Origin of the sequence: Delftia sp. PE138, assembly GCF_018320755.1 — a bacterium.
Taxonomy (GTDB): domain Bacteria; phylum Pseudomonadota; class Gammaproteobacteria; order Burkholderiales; family Burkholderiaceae_C; genus Comamonas; species Comamonas tsuruhatensis.
Genome location: NZ_JABEPN010000008.1, coordinates 114,078 through 126,720, shown reverse-complemented (window position 1 = coordinate 126,720; position 12,643 = coordinate 114,078). Strand labels below are relative to the sequence as shown.

The 12,643-nt window shown below is 63.8% G+C and carries 22 protein-coding genes, 1 tRNA gene and 1 pseudogene; 3 read left to right on the top strand and 21 right to left on the bottom strand.

All coding sequences use genetic code 11. The features are described 5' to 3' along the window. Window positions 1–999 (top strand): 4-hydroxy-3-methylbut-2-enyl diphosphate reductase, encoded by a 999-nt coding sequence (gene ispH, locus HFGMBDPB_RS23765; protein WP_212646432.1) that lies wholly within the window; start codon window positions 1–3, stop codon window positions 997–999. Between the two features lie 76 nt (window positions 1,000–1,075). On the opposite strand, the gene HFGMBDPB_RS23760 is transcribed toward ispH, so the two are convergent. Beyond that, window positions 1,076–1,774, bottom strand: coding sequence for a CBS domain-containing protein (locus tag HFGMBDPB_RS23760; RefSeq protein WP_016450097.1), 699 nt, complete (start codon window positions 1,772–1,774; stop codon window positions 1,076–1,078). A 137-nt stretch (window positions 1,775–1,911) separates the two neighbouring features. Between HFGMBDPB_RS23760 and serS the strand changes: the two genes are divergently transcribed. Both serS and HFGMBDPB_RS23750 read left to right on the top strand, forming a co-directional pair. Next, the gene (gene serS / locus HFGMBDPB_RS23755; RefSeq protein WP_016454294.1) at window positions 1,912–3,228 is read left to right on the top strand and encodes a serine--tRNA ligase; all 1,317 of its coding nucleotides are present in this window, start codon (window positions 1,912–1,914) and stop codon (window positions 3,226–3,228) included. Window positions 3,229–3,261: 33 nt separating this feature from the next. After that, window positions 3,262–3,351 (top strand) — tRNA-Ser (locus tag HFGMBDPB_RS23750). A gap of 37 nt (window positions 3,352–3,388) precedes the next feature. Here the strand turns inward: HFGMBDPB_RS23750 and HFGMBDPB_RS23745 are convergent. The 20 genes and pseudogenes from HFGMBDPB_RS23745 to HFGMBDPB_RS23655 form a co-directional block, all read right to left on the bottom strand. Then, the gene (locus HFGMBDPB_RS23745) at window positions 3,389–4,390 is read right to left on the bottom strand and encodes a tyrosine-type recombinase/integrase (RefSeq protein ID WP_212646431.1); all 1,002 of its coding nucleotides are present in this window, start codon (window positions 4,388–4,390) and stop codon (window positions 3,389–3,391) included. Between the two features lie 53 nt (window positions 4,391–4,443). Continuing rightward, window positions 4,444–4,542 (bottom strand): annotated as a pseudogene (locus HFGMBDPB_RS30095) (helix-turn-helix domain-containing protein); the annotation flags it as partial. A gap of 44 nt (window positions 4,543–4,586) precedes the next feature. Continuing rightward, window positions 4,587–5,003, bottom strand: a complete 417-nt coding sequence (locus HFGMBDPB_RS23740) for a hypothetical protein (RefSeq protein ID WP_212646430.1) — start codon at window positions 5,001–5,003, stop codon at window positions 4,587–4,589. Between the two features lie 104 nt (window positions 5,004–5,107). Further along, on the bottom strand, window positions 5,108–5,347 hold the full coding sequence (locus HFGMBDPB_RS23735; protein WP_212646429.1) for a hypothetical protein: 240 nt from the start codon (window positions 5,345–5,347) through the stop codon (window positions 5,108–5,110). After that, a complete protein-coding gene (locus HFGMBDPB_RS23730) occupies window positions 5,344–5,742 on the bottom strand; it encodes an MreC domain-containing protein (RefSeq protein WP_212646488.1) in 399 nt (132 codons plus the stop codon). Before HFGMBDPB_RS23730 ends, HFGMBDPB_RS23735 begins: the two co-directional genes overlap by 4 nt. Beyond that, a complete protein-coding gene (locus HFGMBDPB_RS23725; protein ID WP_212646428.1) occupies window positions 5,739–5,963 on the bottom strand; it encodes a hypothetical protein in 225 nt (74 codons plus the stop codon). Before HFGMBDPB_RS23725 ends, HFGMBDPB_RS23730 begins: the two co-directional genes overlap by 4 nt. Further along, on the bottom strand, window positions 5,960–6,301 hold the full coding sequence (locus HFGMBDPB_RS23720; RefSeq protein ID WP_212646427.1) for a hypothetical protein: 342 nt from the start codon (window positions 6,299–6,301) through the stop codon (window positions 5,960–5,962). Before HFGMBDPB_RS23720 ends, HFGMBDPB_RS23725 begins: the two co-directional genes overlap by 4 nt. Before the next feature lies 1 nt (window position 6,302). Further along, window positions 6,303–6,611: a hypothetical protein gene (locus tag HFGMBDPB_RS23715; RefSeq protein WP_212646426.1), complete on the bottom strand. Its 309-nt coding sequence runs from the start codon at window positions 6,609–6,611 to the stop codon at window positions 6,303–6,305. Further along, entirely contained in the window at window positions 6,608–7,024 is a 417-nt protein-coding gene (locus HFGMBDPB_RS23710) for a hypothetical protein (protein ID WP_212646425.1), read from the bottom strand. The genes HFGMBDPB_RS23715 and HFGMBDPB_RS23710 overlap by 4 nt, the downstream gene beginning before the upstream one ends. Next, window positions 7,021–7,740: a hypothetical protein gene (locus HFGMBDPB_RS23705; protein WP_212646424.1), complete on the bottom strand. Its 720-nt coding sequence runs from the start codon at window positions 7,738–7,740 to the stop codon at window positions 7,021–7,023. The genes HFGMBDPB_RS23710 and HFGMBDPB_RS23705 overlap by 4 nt, the downstream gene beginning before the upstream one ends. 120 nt (window positions 7,741–7,860) lie before the next feature. Then, entirely contained in the window at window positions 7,861–8,304 is a 444-nt protein-coding gene (locus HFGMBDPB_RS23700) for a hypothetical protein (protein WP_212646423.1), read from the bottom strand. A 113-nt stretch (window positions 8,305–8,417) separates the two neighbouring features. Beyond that, window positions 8,418–9,338 (bottom strand): DNA cytosine methyltransferase, encoded by a 921-nt coding sequence (locus tag HFGMBDPB_RS23695; RefSeq protein WP_212646422.1) that lies wholly within the window; start codon window positions 9,336–9,338, stop codon window positions 8,418–8,420. A gap of 64 nt (window positions 9,339–9,402) precedes the next feature. Beyond that, window positions 9,403–9,894, bottom strand: a complete 492-nt coding sequence (locus HFGMBDPB_RS23690) for a hypothetical protein (protein WP_212646421.1) — start codon at window positions 9,892–9,894, stop codon at window positions 9,403–9,405. Window positions 9,895–9,896: 2 nt separating this feature from the next. Then, a complete protein-coding gene (locus tag HFGMBDPB_RS23685) occupies window positions 9,897–10,151 on the bottom strand; it encodes a hypothetical protein (RefSeq protein WP_212646420.1) in 255 nt (84 codons plus the stop codon). Window positions 10,152–10,160: 9 nt separating this feature from the next. Continuing rightward, window positions 10,161–10,769 carry an ERF family protein gene (locus HFGMBDPB_RS23680; protein WP_212646419.1) on the bottom strand — a complete coding sequence of 203 codons (609 nt, stop codon included), beginning with the start codon at window positions 10,767–10,769 and terminating at the stop codon, window positions 10,161–10,163. 224 nt (window positions 10,770–10,993) lie between these two features. Then, window positions 10,994–11,320, bottom strand: a complete 327-nt coding sequence (locus tag HFGMBDPB_RS23675; protein ID WP_212646418.1) for a hypothetical protein — start codon at window positions 11,318–11,320, stop codon at window positions 10,994–10,996. Further along, window positions 11,317–11,499, bottom strand: coding sequence for a hypothetical protein (locus HFGMBDPB_RS23670; protein WP_249343664.1), 183 nt, complete (start codon window positions 11,497–11,499; stop codon window positions 11,317–11,319). Before HFGMBDPB_RS23670 ends, HFGMBDPB_RS23675 begins: the two co-directional genes overlap by 4 nt. A gap of 8 nt (window positions 11,500–11,507) precedes the next feature. Continuing rightward, a complete protein-coding gene (locus HFGMBDPB_RS23665) occupies window positions 11,508–11,909 on the bottom strand; it encodes a hypothetical protein (protein ID WP_212646416.1) in 402 nt (133 codons plus the stop codon). Beyond that, on the bottom strand, window positions 11,906–12,310 hold the full coding sequence (locus HFGMBDPB_RS23660) for a hypothetical protein (protein WP_212646415.1): 405 nt from the start codon (window positions 12,308–12,310) through the stop codon (window positions 11,906–11,908). The genes HFGMBDPB_RS23665 and HFGMBDPB_RS23660 overlap by 4 nt, the downstream gene beginning before the upstream one ends. A gap of 1 nt (window position 12,311) precedes the next feature. Further along, window positions 12,312–12,617, bottom strand: a complete 306-nt coding sequence (locus HFGMBDPB_RS23655) for a hypothetical protein (protein ID WP_212646414.1) — start codon at window positions 12,615–12,617, stop codon at window positions 12,312–12,314. Window positions 12,618–12,643: the final 26 nt, after the last annotated feature.

Sequence of the window (12,643 nt, the reverse complement as noted above, 5' to 3'; positions counted from 1 at the left end):
GTGCCGGATACGACCTCGCCCCAGGAAATCCTGCTGGCCGAGCCCCGGGGCTTCTGTGCCGGCGTGGACCGCGCCATCGAGATCGTGGAGCGTGCGCTGGCCAAGTTCGGCGCGCCCATCTACGTGCGCCACGAGATCGTGCACAACACCTTCGTGGTCAACGATCTCAAGGCCAAGGGAGCGATCTTCATCGAGGAGCTGGACGACGTGCCGCCCGGCTCCACCCTGGTGTTCAGCGCCCACGGCGTGAGCCGGGCGGTGCAGGAAGAGGCGCGGCGGCGCGGTTTCTCCATCTTCGACGCCACCTGTCCGCTGGTGACCAAGGTGCATGTGGAAGTGGCCAAGCTCGCCAAGGAAGGCTACGAGTTCCTGATGATCGGCCACAAGGGGCATCCCGAGGTCGAGGGCACCATGGGCCAGCTGTCCGAGGGCATCCACCTGGTCGAGGACGAGGCCGATGTGGCCCGTGTCGCCCCCCGCCAGACCGAGAAGCTGGCCGTGGTCACGCAGACCACGCTGTCGGTGGACGATGCCGCCGGCATCACGGCGGCCATCCGCGCCCGCTTTCCGCAGGTGCGCGAGCCCAAGCAGCAGGACATCTGCTACGCCACGCAAAACCGCCAGGACGCCGTCAAGGTGCTGGCGCCGCAGGTGGATGTGCTCATCGTCGTGGGCAGCCCCACCAGTTCCAACAGCAACCGCCTGCGCGAGCTGGCCGCGCGCCTGGGAACGCCCGCCTACATGGTGGACAACGCGGGCGAGCTGTGCGAGGAATGGTTTGCCAATGCCGGGCGCGTGGGCCTGACGGCCGGCGCCTCCGCCCCCGAGGTGCTGGTGGACGAGGTCATCCAGCGCCTGCGCCAGCTGGGCGCGCTGTCGGTGCGCAAGATGGATGGCATCGAGGAGACCGTGAAGTTCCCGCTGCCCAAGGGTCTGAAGATCGACGCGGCCACGGGCCTGGAGATCTCCGTGGGCAAGCAGCCCGAGACGGGCGGCTGAACCGCAGGCGCAGCGGACATTGGCCAAAAAGCAAACGGGCGCCTGGCGCCCGTTTTGCATGGTGGGGCCGAAAGCCTCAGCTCCACAGATCCAGCGGCGGATCGGAGGCCACGGCGCGCAGGATGTCGGTGCGGCTGATGAAACCGGCCAGCAGGCCCTGCTCATCGGTCACGGGCAGGCCCGGCAGGCCGGTCTCCAGCAGCACGCCGGCCACGCGGCGCAGGTCGGTGGTGGTGGCCACCGTGGGTATGGGGGAGATCATGACCTCGTTCACGGGCCGGCGCGCCAGGGCAATGGCGTCCTTGATCGCACCGGGCTCGGGCAGCAGGTCCAGCGGCGCCATGTCGGCACGCAGCAGCAGCCCGACCACGCGGCCACCGGCATCCAGCACGGGGGCCTGGGCCACGCCGTGCTCGGCCAGCACGCGCCAGGCGTCGTTGACACCGGCCTCGGGCGACACCGTCACGGCCTCGTGGCTCATCACGTCGGCCACGGTCTGCAGGGGCTGGCGTGGCTGGCTGGGGCCTTTTTCCGTGGAAAGGTAGGCATCGACCGCGCCACGGCTGCGCGGAGCGGGCTCCGGCGCGCCGGCAGGCTGGCCCGCGAGGTCGGCCAGGATGGCGGGGAACGAGGCGGCGGCGTCGCCCGCCATCACATCGGCCGAGCGCGTGCGCAGGGCCTGCGGGCGTTGTACGCGGCGCACGGGCGCCACCTGGCCCAGCCGCTCGGCGGGACCGCGAAACATCTGTCCGTTGGGACCGAAGACAAAAAACATGGGTGCTCCCGGGTGCGCAAACCGCTGTGGGCGGCATATTGGAAGTATCGGCGCCGGCGCGGGATTTCTGTAGCGGCAAGACCCCCAACGCCCAGGGGCGGGCGCTGCCATGGCGATACCGCCTAAAATTGCCGGCTATGCTCGATATCCTTCTTCTTCGCAAAGACCTTGACTCGGCCGTCGCACGGCTGGAGACCCGCAAAAAGCCCCAGGCCTTCCTGAACGTGGAGGCCTTCCAGTCCCTGGAAGCAGAGCGCAAGTCCCTGCAGACACGGACCGAGGAGCTGCAGTCCAAGCGCAACCAGCTGTCCAAGCAGATCGGCATGCTGATGGGCAAGGGCGAGAAGGATGCGGCCGAGGCCGCCAAGGCCGAAGTCGGCAGCCTCAAGACCGAGCTGGACCAGTCGGCCACGCGCCTGGAGCAGATCCAGGGCGAGCTGCACGCCATGCTGCTGGCCGTGCCCAACCTTCCGCACGACAGCGTGCCCGTCGGTGCGGACGAAAGCGGCAATGTGGAGGCGCGCCGCTGGGGCACGCCCAAGACCTTTGATTTCGAGGTCAAGGACCATGTGGACGTGGGTCAGCCGCTGGGCCTGGATTTCGACATGGGCGTCAAGCTGTCGGGCTCGCGCTTCACCGTGATGAAGGGCCCCATCGCCCGCCTGCACCGCGCCCTGGCGCAGTTCATGATCGACCTGCAGACCGACTCGCATGGCTACACCGAGTGCTATGTGCCCTACGCCGTCAATGCCGACTCGCTCAAGGGCACGGGCCAGTTGCCCAAGTTCGAGGGCGACCTGTTCGCCGCCAAGAAGGGCGGCCAGGACGGCGAGCCCGTGCCCGACAACGCGGCGCTCTACCTGATTCCCACGGCCGAGGTGCCGCTGACCAACTTCGTGCGCGACGTGGTCGTGGCCGAGGACCAGCTGCCCATCAAGCTCACGGCCCACAGCCCCTGCTTCCGCTCGGAGGCCGGCAGCTACGGCCGCGACACGCGCGGCATGATCCGCCAGCACCAGTTCGACAAGGTCGAGATGGTGCAGATCGTGCACCCGGAAAAGAGCTACGAGGCGCTGGAAGAGATGACCGGCCACGCCGAGGCCGTGCTGCAGAAGCTGGGCCTGCCCTACCGCGTGATGAGCCTGTGCACGGGCGACATGGGCTTTGGCTCGGCCAAGACCTATGACCTGGAAGTCTGGCTGCCTGCGCAGAACACTTACCGCGAGATCAGCTCGGTCTCCAACTGCGAGGCCTTCCAGGCCCGCCGCCTGCAGGCGCGCTTCAAGAATGCCCAGGGCAAGAACGAGCTGGTGCACACCCTCAACGGTTCCGGCCTGGCCGTGGGCCGCACGCTGGTGGCGGTGCTGGAGAACTACCAGAACGCCGACGGCTCGGTGACCATTCCCGAGGCGCTGCGCCCGTACATGGGTGGACAGACTTTGCTGAAGGCCTGAATTTTTAGGCTATAATTTCAGCTTCGACGCTGCGGAGAGGTGGCAGAGTGGTCGATTGTACCTGACTCGAAATCAGGCGTACGTGCGAACGTACCGAGGGTTCGAATCCCTCCCTCTCCGCCAGAATGCAAGCCGCTTGAGTGCTATCAAATCGATAGTATCAAGCGGCTTTTTTTCGCTCTGTGGTGGGGGATTTTTGCCCTATCTTTTTGATTGCCACATCGAGGGACCGTGTGGCTAGGTGGGAGTACCGCGCAGTGCTCCGCTGATCCTTGTGTCCGAGCACGGCCCCCACGGTGTAGAGGTCGATGTCGTTGTTGATCATCTCCGACGCCGCCGAGTGCCGCAGATCGTGGAAATGCAGATCCTTGTGCCCGAGCGCCCGGGCCGCTTCCCTGAAGTACGACTGCACTGTGATCTTTGCAGGCTTGCGCGACGTGTTGTGCGCTGCCGTCCAGACCCTGGGATGAATCGGCACTATGCGCGGCTCGCCATTCTTGGTGTCGTCCAGATGCCAGCGTCCTCCCTCCACTCTGGCGGACAGGATCTCTCCCAGCCGCATGCCAGAGTAGAACGCTATGCGAATCACGCGCCGCACCTTGCGGTTTTTGATCTTGCGCGCGATCCTGAGCATTTCTCGGCGGTCGATGTACACCCGCCGTTCGTTGCGCACCTGGGGGGTGATCACCCGGGCGCCTGGGTCGTTGGCGCCGAAGCCGTGGTATTTCCACGCATACCTACATGCGGCCACCAAGTAGCGGATGCGGGCGCGGATCGTTGCGGGGGCCATGTCCTTTCCGTACCGTGACTTGCCAGACTTCTGAGCCACAGCGCGACAAACATCTGCCAGGGCGGACATCGGCTTTCCGCTGTATGCCCAGGCGATCAGGCCAAGCTCCCGAGCAACATTTCCGCCTTGCTTGAGGTTGCTGGCGCGCTCATGCAGGTACAGGCCAACAGCATCTTCTATCAGCCGGTCCTCTGTACCAATTCCATTCGCGGTCGCGTAGATGCGCGCGGACTCTTTTCGGTCGTATTCGTCAGCTTGGGCCGCACTCCAAACTTTCGGAAGGCGCTTTCTAATACGGACACGCCCGCCGTTGATGATGCGGTCAAATTCAAAGACGTACGTACCACGCGATTTATCACGGACGATCGACATTGTTGCTTGTACTCCAGGATGTCTGTTTCATCGAAATTCACGTTGCGGCCGATTCGGTAGCAGGGGATTGGACCACCAGGGGCCGCGAGCCCGTACACCTTGCGGGGGCTGACCCCCAGCAGCACGGCGGCTTGTTGAGCGGAGATTGGCATGCAGTCCTCCATGAAAAAGCCCCGACTAGCGGGGCTGGGGTTGGTCAGGATGTGATCTGCTCCAGGGCCATTTCACCGAGCTTGCTCAGGGTGAGCGGCTTCTGCGTCATGGCGGATTTCTTGTTCGGTGTGACAGTCATTTGGCTGTCGATCACGGCTATCTCGCCTGTGTCAGCTCTGTCTTCCCCCGCCCAGTACAGATGGCCGTTGACCTTGATGCCGATGCCGTCGAGATGGAGAATCAGCCAATTCATCCACTCGTTGTAGTCGTAGAACTTCTCGCCCTCGTCCCAGACGATGTGCGACAGGTCTTCAGACGGCACCCATTGGAGATAGCTGTTCGGCTTGTCGCCCTGGATCAAATCTGGTTTTTGGTTGAACTCCAGCAGAGTCTTGGCCTCTTGCATGGTCAGCGCGCGGCTGAGCGCCAGGGCGCCGGTGAATCGTGTCGTGTATCCCATGTCATCCCCTCAAATGAAAGAACCCGCTGGTGCGGGCTCTGGTTGCTGGTCCTGTGGCTCTTGCCACCTGTCGCGCTTGTCGCCGCGCTCGCGGGCTCGCTTGCTCATGGCTTGTCCTTCATGGCTCGTATGGCGTCTGCAGCGGCGTCGCAGCCCTTTTCCCAGTGCCACGCGCCGTTGCCCAGAAACTCGCCAGGGATTGGCAGGTCGTCGCATGCCTTGGCGGCCTTCTCAAGCGCGCACCGCCAAGCCCACTCGACCTTCTCCTGCTCGCTCAGGGCGCCCCACTGGTTCATGTGGTCAGCCTGGGAGTTCCAGGCTGCGATGATCTCTGCGTAGGTCATGACGATCCTCCGGTGATGCTGTGCGCTGTTTCGGCGTGGCGCAGGCCGTTGATGAAGTCCGCGCGGCTCTCGGCGGATGCACCCAAGTAGCCGGCCTCGGCCATCAGCTCATCCACGCGCGCTGGCGGGAGCGGCTTGCGCGCCTCCAGCTCATCCGTCTCGGCGCGCTTGAGGATGCTGTTCTCGGACGCGAGGTCCAGGGCGTCCATCTCCAGTTTGTGGACCTGTGCAAGCAGGCGCTCGTTCTCGGCCTGCAGGCGTAGCAGCTCCACGGAAGCGTCGCGCGCAACATGCCGAGGGACAGTCACATAGTTCATGTCTGGTACGGCGCCGACGATCTCCAGTGTGATCGCCAGCCGCTGGACTTTCTCGGAGGGTGTTGGTGCTGTGGTCACGGGGCTTCCTTTGGCGCGGTGTCCACGTTTGCGCGACAGAACGGGCAGCAAGGCAGGGCCATGCTTTTCTTCCCCTTGCGCAACGCGAGACGTTCGCGGGTTTGGTGGGTTTCATGGTTGCGCAGGGTCTGGTGGTCGATGAATCCCTGACTCCATGCGAACTCGGCTTCCTTGCACAGCAGCAATTCGCCACCGCGCAGCTTCTTGCATTTGTCTGTCATGCCGGTCCTTTCTGCTGCGCCTGGGCGCGCTGTGCTTTCCATTTCGCTTCCGTGACCACAGCGGTGGCGCGGTCGGTGGCGATCTCAGTCAGGACGAAAAGCGCGCGGGAGCCCAAGCCGGCGCACGCCCAGACCGTCCCGTCCTCGTCCTGGATCACGCGGCCATAGCCTGTAGGCCAGTTGTCCATGCACCCGGCGACAAGCTGCAGCAGAGGCCTGGTTTGCTTCGCCTCCACTTGCTGGCCGCGGGCCTTGTGCGGTGGCAGCGTCACGAGCCACATGAACCCAGCGCCGAAGATCGCTCCGGAGAAGAGGCCCATCCAGAAGTCCATTTGCATGTCAGCTCTCCTTGTGCGCTGCGGGGCGCGAGTACTGCCGAAGGAACATGCTCTGTTCAAGGGAAATGCCTTCTTCTTTGCAGAAGCGGATGACATTGATGAGATAGCGGTCGATGTTGGCGCCGCTGGCGGCCAGCATGGACAGCATGTACATGGCGAGGCCGGCGCCTTCGGGCAGCAGGCGGGTTTCGCCGCGTGCCTCCTTGTCGTACTCGACCACGGCCACCATGGCCAGGCCGTGCTGCTCGCACAGCTTCCCGGCCTGCCTCAGCAGAGGCGCGATCTGCTCGTCGTAGATGGCTTCGCTCATGCCGCCCCCTTGGCTGCTGCCTGGGCTGCGATGCGGGCCGCAGCGCGAACAACGGCACGGCGTGCAGCGGCGCTGGGGTCATCGCCACACTCCTCGGTGCACCAGAAACGGTCTTGTCGTCCTGCGTGCGCCTTTCCGTTGAACACTCGGATTTCGAGCCAGAGGGCCACTGCCAGGCGAAAGGCGTCGCCGTCGTCGTGCAGTGGGTTCCATGCGCGCATCGGGTAAGCGGCACTCCATAGGCACCGCTTACCCGATGTCTCGGCCCAGAACCAAGCGATGGACTTTTCTGGCCACGCCTCTCCCTCTGCAACGACGCGCATGCCCATGGCGCGCGCCTCTGCTTCACCGGCCAGGACGCGCATCCCAGCAACCCATGCCGCTGATTCGACCAGTTCTCGCTCGTCGGTCATGTCGCATTCCTTTCATTGGTCTGGGCTGAGGCTCGGTCCCAGCGCTCCAGCTCAGCCAGGCCGCAGGCAACTCCCTTCACCAGATCGCGTCGGCGGTCTTCGCCCATCGTCGGCATGGTCCAGTCCTCGGGCAGGAGGGCCTGGCCGAGCGTGGCGCCGTAGGTGGTGCTGGTCGTATCCCAGTCGCGCGCGCCATCTGGCATCAGGTACAAAGCGGCCAGGGCGCCGATCTCTCCCATCACATGGGTGTCATCGTGCTCCGTGTTGTAGCCCTCGGCCTCCATTTGGCGGCGGCGTTCAGCCAGCACATCCTGTGCAGCCTGGCTCAGTGCATCCACTGCAGGCGCAGCAGGTGCTGCTTCTGCTCCTCGCTTCCCTTCCGCGCGCCCGGCGGTCTTGCCGCACTCAAAAATGATCTGGTCGCGCGTCATCTCGGCAGTTGCGATGTAGCCCTGGGAGCATGTTGGGCAGTAAGCGATAAGCGCATCCAGTTTCTCGACATGCTCGCGCCAAAGCGCGGCATCGCGCGCATCCTCTGCCACGGGCGCAGCAGGTGCCTGGGGCGCTGCTGCCAGCATGGCGCCAGGTGGAACGATCAGCACGCCATGCGGATCACTCGCAATGTCGCGCGCATCCCGTGGCTCACCTGTGTATGGGTTGAACAGCACGGGCGGCACATAGCGACCTTTTGGAGCGATGTATCCAGTTTCATTCATGGTTTTCTCCAGCGCGCGGCGCCATGGCCCAGCGGTATGCCGCTGCGATGCCAAAGGCCAAGATGATCAAAAGGAACACGGCCCATTCCATGAGCCAGCGGTATTCGGTTGCTTCGCAGTTCATGGCTGGCCTGAGTTTGGGTTGCCGTCCGGGTAGACGCCCAATCGGGAATCACGCTGGTCGCGCATCAGCTTTCCAAGCTCAGCCGCGCCATTGCCGGCGATGGTCATGCCCTGGTGCTGGATCGGGGCTGCAGGCGCTTCCAGGGCGGGCGCTGCCATGGGCTCCAGCAATATCATTGCGTGCTGCAACAGCAATTCGGCGTTGTAGTCGTGGCTTGCGATCTTGGCCTTGATTTCGGCCAGCGTGTACCACTCCGTGATGCCGGGAGCCACAGCGGCAGGAGCTGCCCCGGCGACAGCTTCCAGGGCCTGGCACACAAGGCATTCCGGGTCGCGGCTGTCGTGGGCTTCGACGTGATCAGGGCAGCTGCCAGCGTAGGTGTGGCCGATGCGGCCCTCTGCGTAGTCGCGCAGGGTCTGCCATGCGGTCTTTGTGTCCATGGGTTGCTCCTCAGTTGGATGCAATGCGCCAGAGCGCTTTGGTGGTGTTGATGACGTGGCCTGCGCGCTGCAGCAGCGAGCTGGTCGGGGGTGGGGTCGGGGTCATGGGGCGGTCAGAGATGGGCGGCCAGAGTGCTGATCACGTCGCAGGCGACGGGTGGGCACACGGAATTGCCCAGCAGGTGGGTGGCTTGGTGGATCTGCGCGGGCAGCTGGTAGTCCTTTGGGAATCCCATGGCCGCGCAGTTTTCGGGAACGGTCACCATGCGCATGTGGTCGCCATTGATCAGGGCCCAGCGCGCTTTTGTCGTCACAGTGCCGAGCGGGCGGTGAATGCTGCGACCAGTGGTGCCCGACCCGCTGCCGTAGTACGGAGCCAGGAAGCGGTCTCCGTGGGCGGCTCGGCCGGCAGCCACACGCGCGAGGGTTGCGCAGGAGCGGCCAGGCTTGTTGATCAGGCTCCAGCGTCCGGACTCGAAGTCGAGGAACGAACTGGCCGGGACGTGTTCGCGCTTCGGCAGATCCAGCACCAGGGGTGAGCGGCTGCGTGTAGCCACGATGAACATGCGCACGCGGTGCTGTGGCACGCCGTGGTCGGCGGCATCCACGATGTGTGGCGACAGCGTGTAGCCCAGTGCCTCCATGGCTGTGCGCCAGGCGGGATACAGGGACCAGGCTAAGAACTCGGGCACGTTCTCAACCACGACGGCGCGCGGGCGGTGGAACTCAGCTGCGCTGACAACGGCCCAGGCGGTGCTGCGGCTGGCGTCGTGCTGAGGGTTGCCGCTGGCCTTGCCCCGGGCTTTGCTGTGTCCCTGGCAGCAGGGCGAGGCCAGCAGCAGGTCGTGCGCTGGGACGCGGCTCCAGTCAGCCTGGTGCAGGTCCTGGCACAGGTGCTGCGCGTCGGGATGGTTCGCTGCGTGGTACTGGACAGCCAGGGGCCAGTGGTTTGCAGCCCAGATGACGGGCACGCCGGCCAGCGCGGCGCCAGTGCTGAATCCGCCAGCTCCGGCGAAGAGGTCAACAGCTTGCATGGGGTTCCTTTGGGCCAAAAAAAGCCCTCGCGGCATGCACCGGGAGGGCTTCGGGGAGGGGGTGTCAGGCTCTGGCGTCGAGCCGGTTCTTGATCGCTGTCACCTTGCGGTGGTACTCGTTGGCCGCGTAGACCCTCTCCAAGGAGTCACGAAGCTCTCGCCGCGTGCACTGCTGCTGCATCTCATTGCAGATGCGCAGGGCCTCGTAGATTGCGTCGTACTCTGGCTTTGATGCTCCCCAGGTCTGTGCACGGTCGTGGCGTGCGCTGATGGAGCGCATGGCGTCCTGCGCCGCCACCATCGCAGGCTCCATGTCCGGGAAGTGGTCGCCTGCCAAGAACCTGCCCCAGTTAATTCGCAGCGTCAGCGTGTGCCACGTCGATTCGTCGGCAGTGCCTTCGATCAGCGTAGTGGCCAGGCCGAGCGGCACAAGCTGCAACTGAGTCTCGTCTGCCTTGCCGAATCTGATGTTGATGGGCAACTGGATGTGCCCAGCACCCAGTACAGGGCGCCGCTGTTTCTTTGCCGCGCGGCGCTGGGCTCTGTTGAGTTCCATGGTCAGAATGGAGGGTCAGTTGCGTCTTGGTACTCGTTGCGGCCTTGTCGCGCAGGCGGACTTTGCTGGCCATCGCGCGGCTTCGGCTCGTTCAGATATGCCCAGCCATCCCAACCGACCGGCACGGCTTCGAGCTTTAGCATCAGTCCATTGCGGCCCTCGATAACGGCGCCGATAGTGAGGTAGCGGTTCTTTTCCTGCCCTTTGCTGTCTGTGTATTTGCCAGTGACGGCGGTTACTTCGTACTTGCGTGCCATGGTGATCTTTCAGTTTTTGATGGATTGGGCGTGTGCCTTGAGGCTGCTGCGTGTCTTAGAGTCCAGCTTGGGCCAGAGGTATGTCTTCTCCTCTGGATCGGTGATGCCCACCAACTCGCCGTAGGCGCCATGCACGTCGTTGGCATCCATGCGCTCATTAATGGCCCGGACAACGCTGTCACATACAGCCATACGCTCTGCAGACACGAGGGCGCCATCAGTTGGCTTGTGACGCGGCGCGGGCTTTTTGGATGCAGCGTTGCCGTCATCGTCTTCCGGTGCGATGCCGCATGCCGCCATCAGCCCGTACCGGCGCGCGTAAGTCAGTGCCGAGCCGTAGCCTTGGGGGTCCTGCTTGGACGCCGGGACATGCAGCTTCCCAGCGCTGATTTGCTCGCCAGATTCGTGGATGAACAGCGTTTCCACGGTCACGCCGCTAGGGTCTTCATGGCACGGCTGCATCAGCATGATCCCGTTGTTGTTGAGGCCGTCGATCACGGCTTCAACGCACGCACTCAGGTCCGCGTACTTGCTGCGGAAATGGGGGTTTTGGCTGGTCTTGAGCGCGGGGCCGAACTCCTTCTGAGCCTTGACCAGCGCTGCCGAAATTGCTTGCATGATTTCTCCTAGAAGGCGGCTTCCTCGTCGCCGTATGTGTCCACGTACCATTCCGCTGTCTGTCGCGAAACGCCGTATTCGGTGATCCATTGCTGAATCGCTTGCTCGCGTTGTTCGTCGCTCATGGTGATCTCGGTTGCGCTAGAAGGCGCCTGAGTTGATGGCGGCCAGGGCCAGCGTCAGCGCACTGATGCCGGACCACAGGAATGCGTAGAAGAGGTGTTTCATGGCATGGCCTTTCCGATCTCGGCGGCGACATGAACAATGGCGCGGCGCATCTGCTCGCGCTTGTCGTCGCGGAAAGTGGTGCAGCCCGCGATGCCCTGGCGCTGCGACTCGACCGTGCAGCCGTCGCCTTTGTGCTTGCCGGGCAGAATCTCGAGCCTGAGGTCCGCAGCCAGGCGCAGCGCGTCTCCGTCATCGGTCAGAGGGCTCCAGTAGGAGATTTGCCGATCAACAACGATGTAGATGCCCGTTGCGCGCTCGTCGCTTGAGTGAACGGTGTAGCCGCAGGCCTTGGCCGCCAGCAATAAAAATTCCTTGTCACTCATGGTGTCTCCTTTTGCTGCAGCGCGGCCCGGTAGCCGTTCGCCGTGGCGATGCCAGTGCCTTCCGTCAGGAAAGCCCAGGTGCTGGACCAGCGCTCGGCCTTTTCGATGAGGGGCAAGTACCGGAGCATCTCGCTGCGCAGCTGCATGTTCTCTGCTTGCAGCTCTGCGTATGTGGGCATGTCTGCGCTCATGGGATAGCTCCTTTCACCAGGGCCAGGGCCGCGCGGGCGGCGCCGGTGGCCTCAGCAGGGTTCATGATTCGCCTGTCATGGAAGGTCTTGACCTCCCCGTATGCAAGCCACGACAGAGATGCAGCCACATCTTCCAGGGCCTTTGCCAGCGCATCCCGCTGCTCCACCAGTTGGCGCGGCGTCAGGCCGGTTTCGTGGAACACATTGCCAGCCTCGGCAAATAGGCTGGCTATGGGGTTGGCTTCAGCAAGGCTGCTGTTCCGCCCAGGCTGCACCTGGGCAAAAAGACGATTTTCAAACTGCTCCTGTCCATGCCTCCAGCCTGCGTGCCGCAGCGTGTAGGTCCAATTTCCTTCCGAAAGCCAAGGCCCGGGCCTGGAGTTGATTGCTTCGCTCATGACGGCTCCTTGGTCAGCAGTGCTGTGATTGCTTCCTGTGCTGCGCGCGCGGCCTCCTCGGTTGCGAAGACACGGCCGAGCTTCTGCAAGTCAATTAGAGGATTGAGCTTTGGATCCTCGAACCATCGGAAGGCGTGGCCACAATGCGTGATGAAGTAGCCCGGGCCGCTCATCACAGGCGCCTCGATCTCGCGATCGCCTACCGTGATGGTCTTGGGCTTGATGCGGAATTCGAAGCCGCCGAAAGAGCCATGACTAACTGCTATGCAGCCCATCAAATCTGAATGCCCCGTGCCAATGTCTGTCCAGGCGTCGAGCTCGTGGTTAGTGTTTCTGAGCTGCACAGTCTCCCCATCTGCGATCCAGCGCAGCACTTGCGCGTGCGGGTGCTCTTTCTTCATCTCATCTCTCCTTGAGGCACTGGACCTCTGTATTGCTGATCCATTCGGCGTGCATGCCTGGGCACAGCCACTTGCCTGCAGCCGCGCGCTTGAGTTCTTGTGCTGTGGCCGTGGGCTGCTCCTGTGCGCCGGCTTGGCTGCAGCCGCTCAGGGCCAGCAGGAGCAGAGCGGCCAGCGCAGCGAGCAGCCAGCCGCCTGGTACGCCATCGGCTTCTGGCTCGTAGACCGGTCCAGGGGTCGAGCACTCGCGCAGGTAGCGGGCATCGGGATCGGGGTTGAAAGGCTCTGCCGGGGTCACTCGTTGCATTGCGGTGGCTCCTGAAAAGCGAAACC